The organism is Micromonospora sp. RL09-050-HVF-A (assembly GCF_019374995.1).
GTDB classification, from domain to species: Bacteria; Actinomycetota; Actinomycetes; order Mycobacteriales; family Micromonosporaceae; genus Micromonospora; species Micromonospora antibiotica.
Map to the genome: position 1 here is coordinate 1,970,713 of NZ_JAGKQP010000002.1, position 14,685 is coordinate 1,985,397.

The 14,685-nt window shown below is 71.1% G+C and carries 10 protein-coding genes; 6 read left to right on the forward strand and 4 right to left on the reverse strand.

Features of this window, described 5'->3' with window-relative positions; translation table 11 throughout:
• Positions 1 to 178: 178 nt before the first annotated feature.
• The 3 genes from J7462_RS08545 (at position 179) to J7462_RS08555 (ending at position 5,606) form a co-directional block, all read left to right on the forward strand.
• A complete protein-coding gene (locus J7462_RS08545) occupies positions 179 to 3,733 on the forward strand; it encodes a ThuA domain-containing protein (protein ID WP_219463285.1) in 3,555 nt (1,184 codons plus the stop codon).
• Between the two features lie 281 nt (positions 3,734 to 4,014).
• Entirely contained in the window at positions 4,015 to 4,599 is a 585-nt protein-coding gene (locus tag J7462_RS08550) for a PadR family transcriptional regulator (RefSeq protein WP_219463286.1), read from the forward strand.
• Positions 4,596 to 5,606 carry a hypothetical protein gene (locus J7462_RS08555; RefSeq protein WP_219463288.1) on the forward strand — a complete coding sequence of 337 codons (1,011 nt, stop codon included), beginning with the start codon at positions 4,596 to 4,598 and terminating at the stop codon, positions 5,604 to 5,606. Before J7462_RS08550 ends, J7462_RS08555 begins: the two co-directional genes overlap by 4 nt.
• 267 nt (positions 5,607 to 5,873) lie before the next feature.
• Here the strand turns inward: J7462_RS08555 and J7462_RS08560 are convergent, their stop codons facing one another.
• Positions 5,874 to 7,421: a non-reducing end alpha-L-arabinofuranosidase family hydrolase gene (locus J7462_RS08560; protein ID WP_219463290.1), complete on the reverse strand. Its 1,548-nt coding sequence runs from the start codon at positions 7,419 to 7,421 to the stop codon at positions 5,874 to 5,876.
• Between the two features lie 476 nt (positions 7,422 to 7,897).
• Here J7462_RS08560 and J7462_RS08565 point away from each other — a divergent pair, with 476 nt between their 5' ends.
• Both J7462_RS08565 and J7462_RS08570 read left to right on the forward strand, forming a co-directional pair.
• Positions 7,898 to 9,280: a cell wall metabolism sensor histidine kinase WalK gene (locus J7462_RS08565; protein ID WP_219463292.1), complete on the forward strand. Its 1,383-nt coding sequence runs from the start codon at positions 7,898 to 7,900 to the stop codon at positions 9,278 to 9,280.
• Between the two features lie 55 nt (positions 9,281 to 9,335).
• Positions 9,336 to 10,016, forward strand: a complete 681-nt coding sequence (locus J7462_RS08570) for a response regulator transcription factor (RefSeq protein WP_208567550.1) — start codon at positions 9,336 to 9,338, stop codon at positions 10,014 to 10,016.
• A gap of 43 nt (positions 10,017 to 10,059) precedes the next feature.
• On the opposite strand, the gene J7462_RS08575 is transcribed toward J7462_RS08570, so the two are convergent.
• From J7462_RS08575 to J7462_RS08585, 3 genes are read right to left on the reverse strand one after another with little or no spacing between them, the layout of a single operon-like run.
• Complete coding sequence (locus J7462_RS08575; RefSeq protein ID WP_219463294.1) at positions 10,060 to 10,824, reverse strand: enoyl-CoA hydratase-related protein; 765 nt, start codon at positions 10,822 to 10,824, stop codon at positions 10,060 to 10,062.
• 16 nt (positions 10,825 to 10,840) lie between these two features.
• Complete coding sequence (locus J7462_RS08580; protein WP_219463296.1) at positions 10,841 to 12,187, reverse strand: hypothetical protein; 1,347 nt, start codon at positions 12,185 to 12,187, stop codon at positions 10,841 to 10,843.
• A complete protein-coding gene (locus J7462_RS08585; protein WP_255597639.1) occupies positions 12,184 to 13,836 on the reverse strand; it encodes an amino acid adenylation domain-containing protein in 1,653 nt (550 codons plus the stop codon). Before J7462_RS08585 ends, J7462_RS08580 begins: the two co-directional genes overlap by 4 nt.
• 533 nt (positions 13,837 to 14,369) lie before the next feature.
• On the opposite strand from J7462_RS08585, the gene J7462_RS08590 reads away from it, so the two are divergent.
• Positions 14,370 to 14,576, forward strand: a complete 207-nt coding sequence (locus tag J7462_RS08590) for a hypothetical protein (protein ID WP_219463298.1) — start codon at positions 14,370 to 14,372, stop codon at positions 14,574 to 14,576.
• Positions 14,577 to 14,685 lie beyond the last annotated feature (109 nt).

Consider the following 14,685-nt stretch of genomic DNA (forward strand, 5'->3'; position numbering starts at 1 on the left):
ACGGGACGAGAACACGAGCCATGTCACTTTCTGTGACCTCTGCGGGGCGGACGGCCGTTACGGCGGACGGCACGACGACCCGAGCAGCACACCCGTGCCCTCGTGCGCCCAGCTGACACCTGGGTGCCGACGGACCACGGCCACCACCGGAGTTGCCCGCCGAAAACTAGGAGACGGCATGCGTCGCACCACACTGCTCATCGCCATGATCGCCGGCCTGTTACTCTCGCTCGGCCTCGCCCCACCCGCGTCGGCGGCCCCGGCCTTCCGCGCCCTGTTGTTCACCAAGACGGTGGGCTACCGGCACGACTCGATCCCCGCCGGGATCAGCATGTTCCAGCAGCAGGCGGCGGCCAACAACTTCGAGCTGGTGCAGACCGAGGACTCCAGCGTCTTCACCGCGGCCAACCTCGCGACCTTCGACGTCATCATCATGTTCCAGACCTCCGGCATGGTCTGGACCTCGGCCGCCCAACGGCAGGCCGTGGAGGGCTACCTCGCCAGCGGCAAGGGCATCGTCGGCATCCACAACGCCCTGGACATGGGCATCGAGGGCGAGTACCCCTGGTGGGACCAGACCCTCAACGGCGGCGCCCACATGCCCGAGCACTCCCCCGGCGTGCTGCCCGGCACCGCCATCGTCGCCGACAAGCAGCACCCGTCGACGACCAGCCTGCCGGACCGGTGGAACCGCAGCGAGGAGTGGTACAACTTCGACGCCAACCCGCGCGGCAACGTGCACGTGCTGGTGACCGCCGACGAGCGCACCTACAACCCGGGGTCCCGGGCGATGGGCCCGGACCACCCGATCTCCTGGTGCCGCACCGCCGCCGGCGGGCGGGTGTGGGCCACCGCGATGGGCCACGCGATCGCCTCCTACAGCGAGACGAACTTCCGCAACCACGTCCTCGGTGGCGTGAAGTGGGCCGCCGGCAACCTGCCCGGTGACTGCGGCGGCACCGTCTGGGGCAACTTCGAGAAGCGCACCCTGGACGACAACACGGTCGACCCGATGGCGCTGAACGTGCTGCCCGACGGCCGGGTGATGTACGTCCAGCGCGGCGGCCAGGTCAAGATCTTCAAGCCGACCACCAACAGCACCGTGACCGCCGCCACGCTGAGCGTCTACACCGGCGGCGAGGACGGTCTCACCGGCATGGCGATCGACCCGAACTTCGCCACCAACGGCTACGTGTACCTGTACCACTCACCGGCGAGCAGCAGCACCGACGTCAACCGCGTCTCCCGCTACACGCTGTCCGGTGACACCCTCAACCTGTCCACCGAGGCGCGGATCATCGACATCCCGGCGTACCGGGACCGCACCTTCCCCGAGCCCGGCCACACCGGCGGTTACATCGACTTCGGCCCGGACGGCAACCTCTACATCGGCACCGGTGACGACACCCCGCCGAACCTCGACCCCAACTGGCAGGGCTACGCGCCGCTGGACTGGCGCTCCGGCAAGTCCAACCTCGACGCCGCCCGCAGCGCCGGCAACACCAACGACCTGCGAGGCAAGCTGCTGCGCATCCGTCCCTCGGACAGCGGCGGCTACACCGTCCCGACCGGCAACCTCTACCCCCAGGGCACGGCGCAGACCCGGCCGGAGATCTACGCGATGGGTTTCCGCAACCCGTTCCGCTTCTCGATCGACCCGGCCAACGGCTGGGTCTACCTGGCCGACTACGGGCCGGACCGTAACCCGCCCACCACCAACCGCGGCCCCGAGGGCCTGGTCGAACTCAACGTGATCAAGCAACCCGGCAACTACGGGTGGCCGTTCTGCCACGGCGACAACCAGCCCTACGCGCCGTTCAACCCGGACACCGGCGTGGTCGGTGCCAAGTTCAACTGCAACGCCCCGGTCAACAACTCGCCCAACAACACCGGCCTGACCAGCCTGAAGCCGATCGTCGCCCCCAACATGTGGTACGGCTACGGCACCTCGTCGAACTTCCCGGAGCTGGGTTCCGGCGGCTCCGGCCCGATGGGCGGGCCGGTCTACCGGTACGACCCGGCGAACCCGTCGGCCACCAAGTTCCCGCCCTACTACGACGGCGTGCACTTCTTCTACGAGTGGTCCCGCAGCTACATCAAGGAGGTGCACTTCGACTCCGCGACGGCGGTGACCCGCACCAACACGTTCCTGCCCGGCGGGCGGTTCAACAAGCCGATGGACCTGGAGTTCGGCAAGGACGGCTCGCTCTACGTGCTGGAGTGGGGCACCAACTTCGGTGGCGGCAACAGCGACTCCGGGCTCTACCGGATCGACTACATCCAGGGCGGCCGGTCCCCGATCGCCAAGGCCGTCGGGACGCCCACCAGCGGCCTCGCCCCGCTGAACGTCCAGTTCAGCAGCGCCGGCACAGCCGACCCGGACCCGGGCAACACGCTCAGCTACCAGTGGACGTTCGGCGACGGCACCACCTCGACGGCGGCCAACCCGTCGCACGTCTACACCACCAACGGCAACTACACGGCGCAGTTGAAGGTCACCGACAACACCGGAAAGACGGGCTTCGCCAACGTCCAGATCACCGTCGGCAACTCCGCGCCGGTGGTCACCATCACCACACCGGCCAGCGGCGGCATGCTCACCTTCGGTGACAAGGTGTCGTACCAGATCAGCGTCACCGACCCGGACGGCGGCACGGTCGACTGCACCAAGGTGCTCCTGAACCCGGCGTTGGGTCACGACGACCACGCGCACGAGACCACCGAGTACCCGGGTTGCTCGGGCACCATCTCCACCGACCTGCTCGGTGGGCACCCGGACGGCGCCAACCTGTTCTACGTGCTCAACGCGCGCTACACCGACAGCGGTGGCCCGGGCGGCTCGTCCCCGCTCACCGGCACCGCGCAGGCGATCCTCCAGCCGAAGCACAAGCAGGCCGAGTACTTCAGCAGCCAGTCCGGCATCCGGGTCGTCGACGAGGCCAGTGCGGAGAGCACCAAGCGGGTCGGGGACATCTCCAACAACGACTGGATCGCGTTCACCCCGATGAGCCTGGCGGGTATCTCGACGGTCAGCTACCGGCTGTCGTCGCCCTCCGGTGGCGGCACCATCGAGTTGCGGGCCGGCTCGCCGACCGGCACCCTGCTGGCCACCACCCCGGTGCCCAGCACCGGCGGCTGGAACAACTACCAGTCAACCGCACCGGTGAGCGTGTCCGCGCTGTCCGGTACGCAGACGCTCTACATGGTGTTCAAGGGCAGCACCAACAACTGGTTCGACCTCGACTCGCACACCTTCGGCGGGGCGGGGGTCGGCGTTCCCGGCACCGGCACCGGCACCGGCGTGGCGGGGAAGACCTGGACGCTCACCGCCCTGCACAGTGGGAAGCTGATGGACGTCAGTGGCGTCTCCACCGCCGACGGCGCCCAGCTCACCCAGTGGGCGGCCACCGGTGGCAACAACCAGAAGTGGCAGGCCGTGGACGCCGGTAGCGGCGCGGTCTACCTGAAGGCGGTGCACAGCAACAAGTGCGCCGAGGTGATCGGCGGCTCCACCACCGCGGGTGCGTTCCTCCAGCAGGCCACCTGCAACAACAGTGACCGGCAGAAGTTCACCGCGACGGCGACCACGACCGCCGGGGTCTACACGGTGCGCAACGTGCAGAGCGGGCTCTGCATGGACGTCAACGGTGCTTCCACCGCCGACGGCGCCCGCCTGTTGCAGTGGACCTGCCACAGCGCCAGCAACCAGCAGTGGCGGTTCACCCAGGTGTGACGCACCACCCGCCGCCGTTACTGCGGCGGTGGGCTGAGGGGGCCGGCTCCGGATACTAGGAGCCGGCCCCCGCTGGCTGTGCTGACGGCCCCGGCCGGGGCGGCGGGTGGCGGACGCCACCGGGTGGCTCCACCTGCTGGTCGACCCCGCGGCGCCCGGATCTGGCCGATGTGCGGGCGTCGAGCTGAAGTGATCGACGTAGCGATGCGCGACCCCCGCCGTTCGTCTCGGGTGCCCGACCCAACTGTGCGGTTAGGCGTATACGCCTATAGACTGTTCGGGTGCCTTCGAACGCGACGCAGAACAGCCTGGTGTTGCCGATGCTCGGGCTCCTCGTCGAGGAGCCGGCGCATGGTTACGACATCACGACACGCCTACGCCAGCGGTACGGGCACCTCTCGGTCACCCGCAGCACGGTCACGTCCCTGCTGAAGACGCTCGAGAAGGCAGGCCTGATCTCCTCCCGGCTCCCCGAACGAGTGGGCAACCGGCCACCGCGTACGGCCTACGAGTTGACCTCTGCGGGCCTCGCCGACTTCCGCCACAGGGTCGAGGCCGGGGTGCGCGACACGGTAGCCGCGTCCGTGGACTTCGTCATGGCGGTCGCCTACGTCGGAGTTCTCCCGATCGACCAGGCGGCGTCCATCCTGGATGGTCGCGCCGACCGGCTCGACCAGGAACTGGCTGCCCTTTCGGGGCTGCCCGACGGTGACGTACTCGAAGTGCACATGCTCGAAGTCGCCTACTGGCGCACCATCGTCGCTGCCGAAGCCGCCTGGATCAGGAGCCTGGTACGGCGGATCCGGTCACACGAGATCAGCTGGCCAGCCCAGCAAACCGACCAACATCGGAGTGCGGAAGCGTGAAGTTCGGTATCTATCCGGGCGGGCGGGCCGGCACGGTCTGCTCCCACCCACCCGATGTCGCCGCGATCCGCCACCTCGTCGACGACATCGCGGGCGGCCGTCCCTTCGTCGTCCGCGAGTACGTGCACTTCTTCGGCGACGCGACACCGCCGGACGTGGTCACCTCACTCGGAGCCGAACACGAACTTGCACACCTCACGATGCCCGACGGATGGTACGTCGAGGGAAACCGCGAACTGGACCTCGTGCTCAGCTACCTCCCCCGGGCCGCCGACCTCTCCGGATGGCTGGCCTTCCTCGACACTGTCATCGACCGCTACGGTCACCTGACGCGGTACCTCCAGGTGACGCTTGAGCCTAACTTCCCCATCCCACTCATCGACGGAAGCGCACCCGGCGTGCTCGAAGCCCTGACCCTCGGCGTCCCGCACGCCCGCACCGCACTGGACCGGCGGGGTCTCCAGCACGTGCGGATCGGCTTCTCCGTCGCCGAACCACCGGAATGGTTGGGCGGCGACGACCAGTTCTGGTCATCTCTGTCCTCGGTGCCATACCAGGACTTCGCGGCCCACGTCGACTACGTCGGCCTGGGCCTGTACCCCGACGCCTTCTCGCCCGTCGCGCCGCGGGGCAACCCGGGAGACACCGCATCCCTCACCACCCACGCCCTGCACCACTTGCGGGGCAGGTCGCTGCCCCGCGCGCACATCCCGCCCACCACTCCCCTCCACATCGTCGAGAACGGCACCCCGAGCGGGTCACCCCGCACCGAGCAGGCACAGCGCGACTCACTGTCGGACATGCTCGGCGTCATCCTCACCGAACAGGAGTCTCTGAACATCACCCACTACGAACTGTTCAGCCTCAGGGACGCCGACAGCAGTTCCACGGAACCCATCGGGACACTGGGCATCGTCACCGACACCTACCGGCCCAAGCCCGCTCTCGCCGTCTACCGCGACATCGTCCGCAGCACCGGCCAGCCGCCTGCTACCCAACACCCCTGAGCGGCGGACCGAGACGCAGCGAGCATTCGCCCGCGCCAGACCCGAGCGAGCATGCAGCCCTGCCAGAATGTCCACGCCGCCGTGCCGAGAACGGAAGGTCGAACAGTCGCTCAGATGCAACTGGGCCTGATTGGCACAGGGATCGGCAGGGCCCGCACAGCGGGCCCTGCCGACCGGTGGTGCAGGTGCTGTTCAGTTGATCGCTCTGGGCGACCTACGTCGGGCCACCCCGGAGGTCGGGAACCTCCGTGGCCCGCCGGCGGGCCGTCAGCGCTGCCGCGTCAACAGCCCCGGCCGGTACGGCAGCAGGCCGTAGTCGACGCCGCTGGAGCTGGGGGAACGGCCCTGGTAGAGCAGTTGCAGGTTGCACGGGTCGATGGTCATGGTCTGGTCGGCGCTGGTCCGCAGCAGCTCACCGTGGCTGATGTCGTTGGTCCAGGTCGCGCCGCTGTTGGCCTTGCCCGCGAACGGGTTGTTGTAGGTCGTCGCGTTCGGCGTCCAGGTGCCGTTCAGGCTGGTCGCCGTGAACGAGCGGAAGTAGCGCTCCCAGGAGCTGGTCCTGGCCTCGACGATCATCAGGTACTGGTTCTGGCCCTGCACCTTGTAGACCTGCGGCGCCTCGAACAGGTTTTCCGAGGTGTCGCTCATGATGGTCGTGTAGCTGGAGCCGAAGTTGCCGGGGAAGTTCCCGATCGGCATGCTGGCCCGGTAGATCTTGCCGTTGTCGCCGGCGAAGAACAGGTACATGTTCTGGCCGTCACCGATCACCGTCTGGTCGATCGGGCCGGTGCCCGAGCCGGTGATGCTCCCGGTGAACATGGCCTGCGCCGCCGACCACCCGTTGGGGTTCGTCGGGTCGTTCGACGTCCGGTAGAAGAAGGCGGCGCCCGCACCCCACTGGTACGTCAACACCCAGATGTTCTTCGGCGCGAAGTAGAACAACGACGGCGCGACAGTGCCGGAGTTCATCCCGTTCTGCGACGCCGACGCCATCTCCGACCAGTTCGTGAAGAGGCCGAAGTTCATCGAGCCCCAGGTGTTGCCGAAGTCGTGCGTGGTGGCGTAGACGAGCTGCTTGCCGTTGTACGGCGCGACGGTGAAGTCCTTCAGCGACACCCAGCCCGACTTCGGGGTGGCCAGCGGACCCGTCGACGACCACCGGTACGTCGACGGCAGCGTGCAGTTGCCGCCCGGCGGCGGGGTCGTGGGCGGCGGGGTGGTCGGGGTGGTGCCGCCGAGCTTGACGAGCTGCCACTGCTGGTTGGTGCCGTTCCAGTCGGCGTACTGGACGATGTTGGCCCCGTCGGTGGTGGCCGCGCCCTGCACCTCGATGGCCTTGCCGCTGTTGCGGTTGATCAGCTGAATGTAGCCGTCGATGTCCTGGATGCTGAACTGCTGGTTGGTGCCGTTGTTGTCAGTCCACTGCACGATCGCCCCGCCGTCGGCGGTCGACTTGCCGGAGACGTCGAGCACCTTGCCGGACAGCTTCGACTTCAGCCGGTAGTAGCCGCCGCCGGAGTCGACGAACTGCCACTGCTGCTGGCTGCCGTCGTTGCGGGTCCACTGGGTGATCCGGGCCCCGTCGGTGGTGGCCAGGTTGTACACGTCGAGGGCCTTGCCGCTGTTGCGGTTGACCAGCACGTACGAGGCGCCGGTGTCGATCGTTGCGGCAGCGGCCTCGGTCGCGCTGGCGGCGACGAGGACACCGCCGCTGAGGGCGGTCAGGATCGCCGTGGCCGTCGGCAGCAGCCATCGCCGCCGCCGGGGGCCGGGCCGGCGGGGAGCCGGGCCGGGTCGGTCAGCCTGGAGATGCATGGGGGTGCTCCTTCATGGGGGACGGGTGGTGCCTTTCCGGGGATCCCGGTGCGGTGGCCTGCGGTGACGGGGTCACCGAGACCGGGTGGTGTGGTCGGCCCGTGCGCGCCCGGTGTTCCTTGGTCGGGGCCGGAACCGGCCAGGCAATGTGAACGCTCACATTGGCGGACGACCGGCGAACACTGTGTGGACGGACAGGAAGGGGCGAACGGGCCGGCCGGGGTCCCATTCAGATCCGGCGATGTTACCAGAGCGTTTCGGGCGGCTCAAGAGCTGCTCACAGTAGGTGACCACACCGCCGCCACCGCAGCCAACCGGTGCAGCGGCGATCACCACGGAATTGGATGTTAACGCTAACGAGAGTGCCGGCCGTCAATGACGACCCCCGTCCGTTCGGGCGGGTCCACCACCCTGGAGGAGATCCGGATCCCTTCCGCTCCGGTGGGCGATGTGTCATCTTCGATGGATGGGGGTCGGTGGCCGCGCGGGCGGACGAGGGCGCGTCCGGGCACGCGGGCACGGGGCGGAAGCACGGTGCCGTTGAGCGGCGGGGTGCGGTCGGCCCCCGGACCCGCCCTCGCACCGGGCTCGCCGTCGGCCTGCTGGTCGTCGCCCTGCTGGCACTGGTCGGGGGCCTCGCGTACGCCGCCCTGCTGCACGTCCAGGGCGCGAAGATCCGCCACGAGCTGGACTGGGCGATGGTGCACGGCCGCCCGGCCGACCCGTCCGGCTGCACCTGGATCTTCGGCGGCGCGAGCGACACCGGGCACGCGGGTGCGCCGCCGGCCGGTTTCCCACAGCACGCGGCCATCCATGCCGTGGCCCGCACCGGCCGGCCGCAGGTCGACCAGGTGGCCCGCAACGGCACCGTCTACCACGTCCGCACGCAACTGCGCGGCGACGAGGTCGTCCAGGTGGTCTTCGACGCCCGTTTCCAGCTCGCCGAGCGGCGACACCTGCTCTGGGGGGTGTCGGCCGCCGCGGTGGCGGTCCTGGCCGCGGCGACCGCGACCGACCTGCGGCTGCGCCGCCGGTCCGTGCGGCCGCTGACCGAAGCGCTCGACCGGCAACGCCGCTTCGTCGCCGACGCCAGCCACGAGCTGCGGGCCCCAATCACCCGGGTGCACACCGCCGCCCAGTTGCTGGCGCAGCGGTCGACCTGCGCCGACAGCGGAGCCGACCGGCGGGACCTGGACCGGCTACTGCGCACCACCCGACTGCTCGGGGAGATCGTCGACGAGCTGCTCCTGTCGGCCCGGCTGGCCGACCCGTCGGCGGTGACCCGGCCGCTGACCCCGGTCGACCTGGCGGCACTGGTCGCCGAGGCGGTCGAGGCCGACGCGCCACGCGCCGCCGCGGACGGGGTGACGTTCACCGTGGCCGGCGCGGACGCTCCGGTCCTGGTCTGCGGCGTCGGGTCGGCGCTGCGCCGGGTGGTGACGGAGCTACTGACGAACGCCCTGCACCACACCCCGCCCGGCGGCCGCGTCGAGGTGCGGTTGCGACCGGCGTCCGCAGACCACGTCGAGATGGTGGTCAGCGACTCCGGTCAGGGCCTCGACCCCCGACACACCGACCGGATCTTCGACCGGTTTCACCGTGGCCCCGGGGCCGGGGACCGCCGGGTCGGGCTCGGTCTGGCCCTGATCCGCGAGGTGGTCACCGCGCACGGCGGCACGATCAGCGCGGCCGGTCGACCGGGGACGGGAGCGACCTTCACCGTACGGCTGCCGACGGGTGGTGGGCAGCAGGACGGTCCGCCGCCGGGTGTCGATCCCACCGGGACCCGGTGGCCGTTCTGCTGGTGGGGGGCGTACCGCGAGCGGTCGGGTCAGCGCGACGAGCTGAGCAGATTCTGATCGGCGAGATATTCCGCCGGTCAACCTTCTCCCGTTTCGGTGCGACCATGAACGGATGACCGACCCGTCACCCCCGGCGCACGGCCCGTTGCTCCTCGTCGAGGACGACGTGGAACTCGCCGACATGCTCGTCGAGCTGTTCCGTCGGGCGGGCTACCGGATCGATCTGGCCCGCGACGGCCAGCGGGGTCTGCACCTGGCGCTACGTGGCCCGTACCAGGTGATCATGTTGGACCGGCGGCTGCCGGCCATCGACGGGGTCGACCTGCTCATCCGGCTGCGGCGACGCTCCGTCGCCGCCCGGGTGCTGATGCTCAGCGCGCTCGGCGACCTCGACGAACGCATCCGGGGCCTCGACGCGGGCGCCGACGACTACCTACCGAAACCGTTCGAGGTGCCGGAGCTGATGGCCCGGGTACGGGCGTTGACCCGCCGCCGCTTCGACGGGGCCGAGCTGATCCCGATCGGGGCCGGGCAGCTCGACCTGGCCCAGCGCGGGGTGCGGCTGCCCGACGGTCGGGAGGTGACGCTCAGCGGGCGGGAGTTCGAACTGATCCGGCTGCTCGCCAGCCAACCCCGGATGGTGCACAGCCGCAGCCAGCTGCGCGGGCGGGTGTTCGGCGCGGACCGGACCGAGGCGGTGGTCGACACGTACGTGCACTACCTGCGGCGCAAGCTCGGCGACCGGGTGGTCCGCACGGTGCACGGGCTCGGTTACCAGATCGGCGCGCTGTGAGCCGGCCGTCCGGGACCCGTCTGGTCCCGGACGGCCGGAGGGCTCAGCGACCCGCGAACCGGGCCGGGCGCTTCTCCAGGAAGGCGGCCATGCCCTCCCGCTGGTCCTCGGTGGCGAACAGGGCGTGGAAGGCCCGCCGTTCGAACAGCACCCCGGCCTGCACGCCGACCTCCTCGGCCTGCCGTACCGCCTCCCGGGCCAGCATCGTCGCCAGCTTGGGGTGCCCGGCGACCACCGCCGCCGCGGCCTTCGCCTCGGCCAACAGCCGGTCCGTCGGCACCACCCGGGACACCAGACCCCACCGGTACGCCTGCTCCGCGTCGAGCTGCCGCCCGGTGAGGACCAGGTCCATCGCCCGCGCCGGACCGATCAGCCGGGTCAGCCGCTGGGTGCCGCCGATGCCGGGCATCACCCCCAGCCGCAGCTCCGGCTGGCCGAACCGGGCGTTGTCCGCCGCGAAGATCAGGTCGCACATCATCGCCAGCTCGCAACCGCCGCCGAGGGCGTAGCCGGCCACGGCGGCGATCTTCGGGGTACGCAACGCGGCGAACGCGTCCCACCCGGCGAAGTGGTCCTCCAACGCCACGTCCAGGAAGGACTTGCCGGCCATCTCCCGGATGTCCGCCCCGGCCGCGAAGACCTCGTCGGAGCCGGTGAGCACGAAGCAGCCCACCCCCGGATCGCGGTCCAGCGGTCGCAACGTCTCGACCAGTTCCGTCAGCAGCGCCGTGTCCAGCGCGTTGCGCACCTCGGGCCGGCACAGCCGCACCGTGACCACCCGGTCGTCCTTCTCCACGGTGATCCTCATCGTCGCCTCCATGTCGTCAGGAATCCCAGATGGCGCCGTACGCGGGCACCCCGCGTTCCTCCATGCCCCGCACCACCTGCCAGGTCAGCGGGCGGTTCGAGATGCAGATGACCGCCTCCGCGTCGAATGCGCGGTACGCCTGCCAGGCCAGCCGCAGCATGTCGGGCTTGCCGTCGCGGGCGGTGTCCCACAGCAGCGCGTCGGGCTGGTGGGCGAGGATCTCGTCGACCAGCCCGTCGCCGAAGGTCTCCCGGTGCCGGCGGGCCACCCAGACCAGGCGGGCCGGCACCTGCCCGGCCAGCAGGTGCGGCAGCACCGGGCCGATCCCGCTGCCGGTCGCCACGTACACCACCCGCCGGAACAGGGTCTCGATGTTCGCCACCCCGGCGGTGCTGATCCCCTTCACCCAGACCCGCTGCGGCGCGTCGTCGATGAACCGCCCGGTCCAGTCGCCGGCCCGGGAGACGGTCAGCCGGAACCCGCTGCGGCCCGGCGCCGGCACGTTGGCGAAGGAGTGCCACTCCCACAGCGGGCTGCGGCTGACCGCGGTCGACGAGCCGGGGAACGGGGTCACCCCGTGGTCGAAGTGGACCAGCGCCACGTGCGACGAGGGGCGTTCGACCACGACCGGCACCCGGCGCAGCCGCAGCCAGGGCAGGGCGATGCTGGCGGTCAGCACCGCGAGCACCCCGCCCTGCGGGGAGGTGGCCAGCGCGGCCGGCCCGCCGGCCAGGAAACCGGCCTGCGCCCAGAGCAGCAGCAGGACCGCCCAGCCGCCGAGCCGGTGGGTGCGTTCGAACAGGTCGTGTCGGCGCGACCGCACCGGCGGCAGCGCGGTACCGACGACCGCCAGCAGCCCGACGGCGGCGGCGTACCCGGTGACCAGTGCCCCGGCCGGCGCGTCGCCGACGGTCAGCGCGCCGAGTTGCGCCAGGTACCAGGTGGTCCCGGCCAGTGCCGCGCCGACGTGCAACCCGCCGAAGTGGTAGACCTTGCCCAACGTCGCGCGGATCCGCAGCGGCCAGTGGGTGGGCGCCCGGGTGGCCAGCCAGAAGAGCAGGTTGACCACGTACTGCTGGCGCACCAGCACCGCCAGTGCCACGTTGGCCAGTGCGGCGGCACCCAGCGCGCCGGGCGTGGCGGGGCCACGCCACCAGCCGGCGGTCAGCCCGTACCCCAGCAGGGCGAGATTGGTCGCGACGACCGCCGCGACCAGGCGGTGGTGGTGCATGAACCGGGGATGGGCCAGCAGCCGGCGCAGCGTCGAGCCCGGCGGTGGCGGCGCGTCGCCGGCCGTGGCCGCCGCCGCGGTACGCGGACGCGCCGCAGGAACCGGCGGGGGTCGCAGTCCGGTGGTGCTCACGCCGCCGCCTCCTCGATGTGCGCCCACTGCCACCGCAGGTCGAGGGCGATCCGACGTAACGCGTCCCGGTCGACCTTGCCCCGCCCGGTCATCGGCAGTTCCGGCAGCGGGTGCACGGCCGCCGGCACGCAGTAGTAGGGCAGCGCGGCGGCCACCGTGTCCCGGCACCGCTGCGGGTCCAACTCCGCCGGGGCGACGAAGGAGACCAGGTCCCGGTCGGTCAGCCGGAGCGTGACCGCCAGCCGGCAGCCGGGCACCGTCTCCAGCACGGTGGAGACCGCGTCCAGTTCGACCCGGAACCCCCGGACCTTGACCTGGTCGTCGGTGCGGCCCAGGTGCTCCAGTTCCCCGTCGGCACGCCAGCGCCCCCGGTCCCGGGTGCGGAACATCCGCCGGCCACCGCCCAGGAACGGGTCGGGGGCGTACCGCTCGGCGTTGAGCGCGTCGTTGTCCAGGTAACCGGCGGAGACGCAGTCACCGCCGGCCCACATCTCCCCGGTCTCGCCGATGCGGCAGGGCCGGCCGTCGGCGTCGAGGACGTAGACGGTGTTGTTCGGGGTCGGCCGGCCGATGGTGAGCGCCCCGCCGGGCCGGTGGCGGTGCATGGTGTTGACGATGGTGGTCTCGGTCGGCCCACAGCAGTTGTAGAAGACCCGGCCGACCGCCCACCGGTCCGCCAGCGGACGCGGACAGGGCTCCCCCGCCACGGCGACCACCCGCACCCCGTCGCACCGGTCCAGGTCGATGCGGCCGAGCACCGACGGGGTGGCGATCACCACGTCGGCGCGCGCGGCGGTGGCGGTGAGGTCCCGGTCGCGTACGAGCAGGGTGCCGCCGTTGGCGAGGCAGCCGAGGATCTCCCAGGCCGCCATGTCGAAGGCGACGTTGAGCAGTTGGGCGACCGTCCGTCCGGGCCGGATCCCCAGGTCGCCGGGGGCGGTGAGCAGGATGTTGGCCACGTTGCCGTGGGTGACGGTGACCCCGTTGGGGGTGCCCGTGGTGCCGGAGGTGAACAGCACGTAGCAGCCGTCGTCGGCGCGGACCGGCCGGTCCGGGACGGGGGCGGTCAGGTGCTGCCCCGGGGGCAGTGGTTCGGCCATCAGCTCGTCGACCGCGAGCCGGGCCACCCCGGGCAGTTGCGGCACCGCATCCAGGGTGGCCGCGGTGGTCAGCACCACCCGGCACCGGGCCGCCGAGGTGACCTGCCGCAGCTGCGCGGTGGGCGCGACCCGGACGTCCTGTGGGACGTAGGCCGCCCCCGCCTTCAGCGTCGCCAGGATCCCCACCAGCATCGGCAGGGACCGGCTGGCGAAGACGCCCACGGTGTCCCCGGTCCGTACGCCGAGGGCGGTGAGCCGGGCGGCCAGCCGGTTGGCCTGGCGGTCCAGTTCGCGGTAGCCGATCCGTACCCCGAGGTGCTCGGCGGCGACGGCGTCCGGGACGGCGGCGGCCCAACGGGCGAACGCCTGGTGGACGCGCAGTTCGGGGGCGGGCACCCGGGGGCCCTGACCGAACCGGTGGAAGAGCCGACGTTCGCGGGGTGGCAGGTGGTCCAGCAGGGGGCCCCGCCACCCGTCCGGTGCGGTGGGCAGGGTGCCGACCGGGCGCGTGGCCGGGTCGTCGAGCGTGCGGGACTGTCGTACGGACATGGCTGCTCCTGTTCTGACCAGCCGCCCTGCGCGGCGATCGAGATCGATGCTCGCCACTGCAAATGGGAAATCTCTTAGATCCGGCGCGCGACAGCCGGCCCGGGACGGCACACATGCTGGACGTCCACCGGCGACCCGGAACCGGGCAGACCGGGGAGCCGTGCGGGGAGGCGGGGCCGGAGCGGCCAACTCACCTCGACAGGAGCACGAAAAAGAGAGCCTTCGATGTTAGCGTTCGTTTCTGCACCGGGACGGGAGCGTCCCCGCCTCGCCACCGAGGCTCACCAGCCGGGGCGGCCGCTCGGCCCGACCGCTCGGCCCGACCGCTCAGCCCGGCCACGGGCGCGGCGACGCGATTGGTATGACGCCTGCCCGCCGCACCTCGCCGAGGACGCCCGGATTGCTGGCATATTCAGCGCCGTTCTCGACAGCCGAGGCATTGACGTTACACACTGGAAACTCTAACGTCTGATGTCTCGGTCGAGCGTGCAGGTAATCACCCCGCACCCCACCCGCCGTCAGGAGGGATCTCCGTGTCCCGTCCCGCGTCCGTCGCCATCCCCGGCCCCGGCAGCCGCACCGAGAGCCGGGCGTCGGTCGGCCGACGCCCAGCGGCCGCCGCCCCGGCGTACCTGCTGGAGCTGACCTCCGGCGGCGACTGCGCCGCCGCCGGCTCGCCGCTGAGGCAGTGGCGCTTCGACCGCAGCACCAACCTGCCGTGGACCGTCGCTCCCGGCTGATCCGCGCGGCGCACCAGCCGGCGCGGGTGTCGCCGCGATCCCCCAGGTCGCGGCGACACCCGCGCCGGACCACTCCCCCGAGGAACGGAGCGAACACGATGAACCACCG

What these genes read in the sequence shown, in the direction of transcription:
- J7462_RS08545 (WP_219463285.1), top strand. Translation starts at nt 179, where the DNA reads ATGCGTCGCACCACACTGCTCATCGCCATGATCGCCGGCCTGTTACTC.
- J7462_RS08560 (WP_219463290.1), bottom strand. Translation starts at nt 7,421, where the DNA reads ATGCATCTCCAGGCTGACCGACCCGGCCCGGCTCCCCGCCGGCCCGGC.
- J7462_RS08570 (WP_208567550.1), top strand. Translation starts at nt 9,336, where the DNA reads ATGACCGACCCGTCACCCCCGGCGCACGGCCCGTTGCTCCTCGTCGAG.
- J7462_RS08575 (WP_219463294.1), bottom strand. Translation starts at nt 10,824, where the DNA reads ATGAGGATCACCGTGGAGAAGGACGACCGGGTGGTCACGGTGCGGCTG.
- J7462_RS08585 (WP_255597639.1), bottom strand. Translation starts at nt 13,836, where the DNA reads ATGTCCGTACGACAGTCCCGCACGCTCGACGACCCGGCCACGCGCCCG.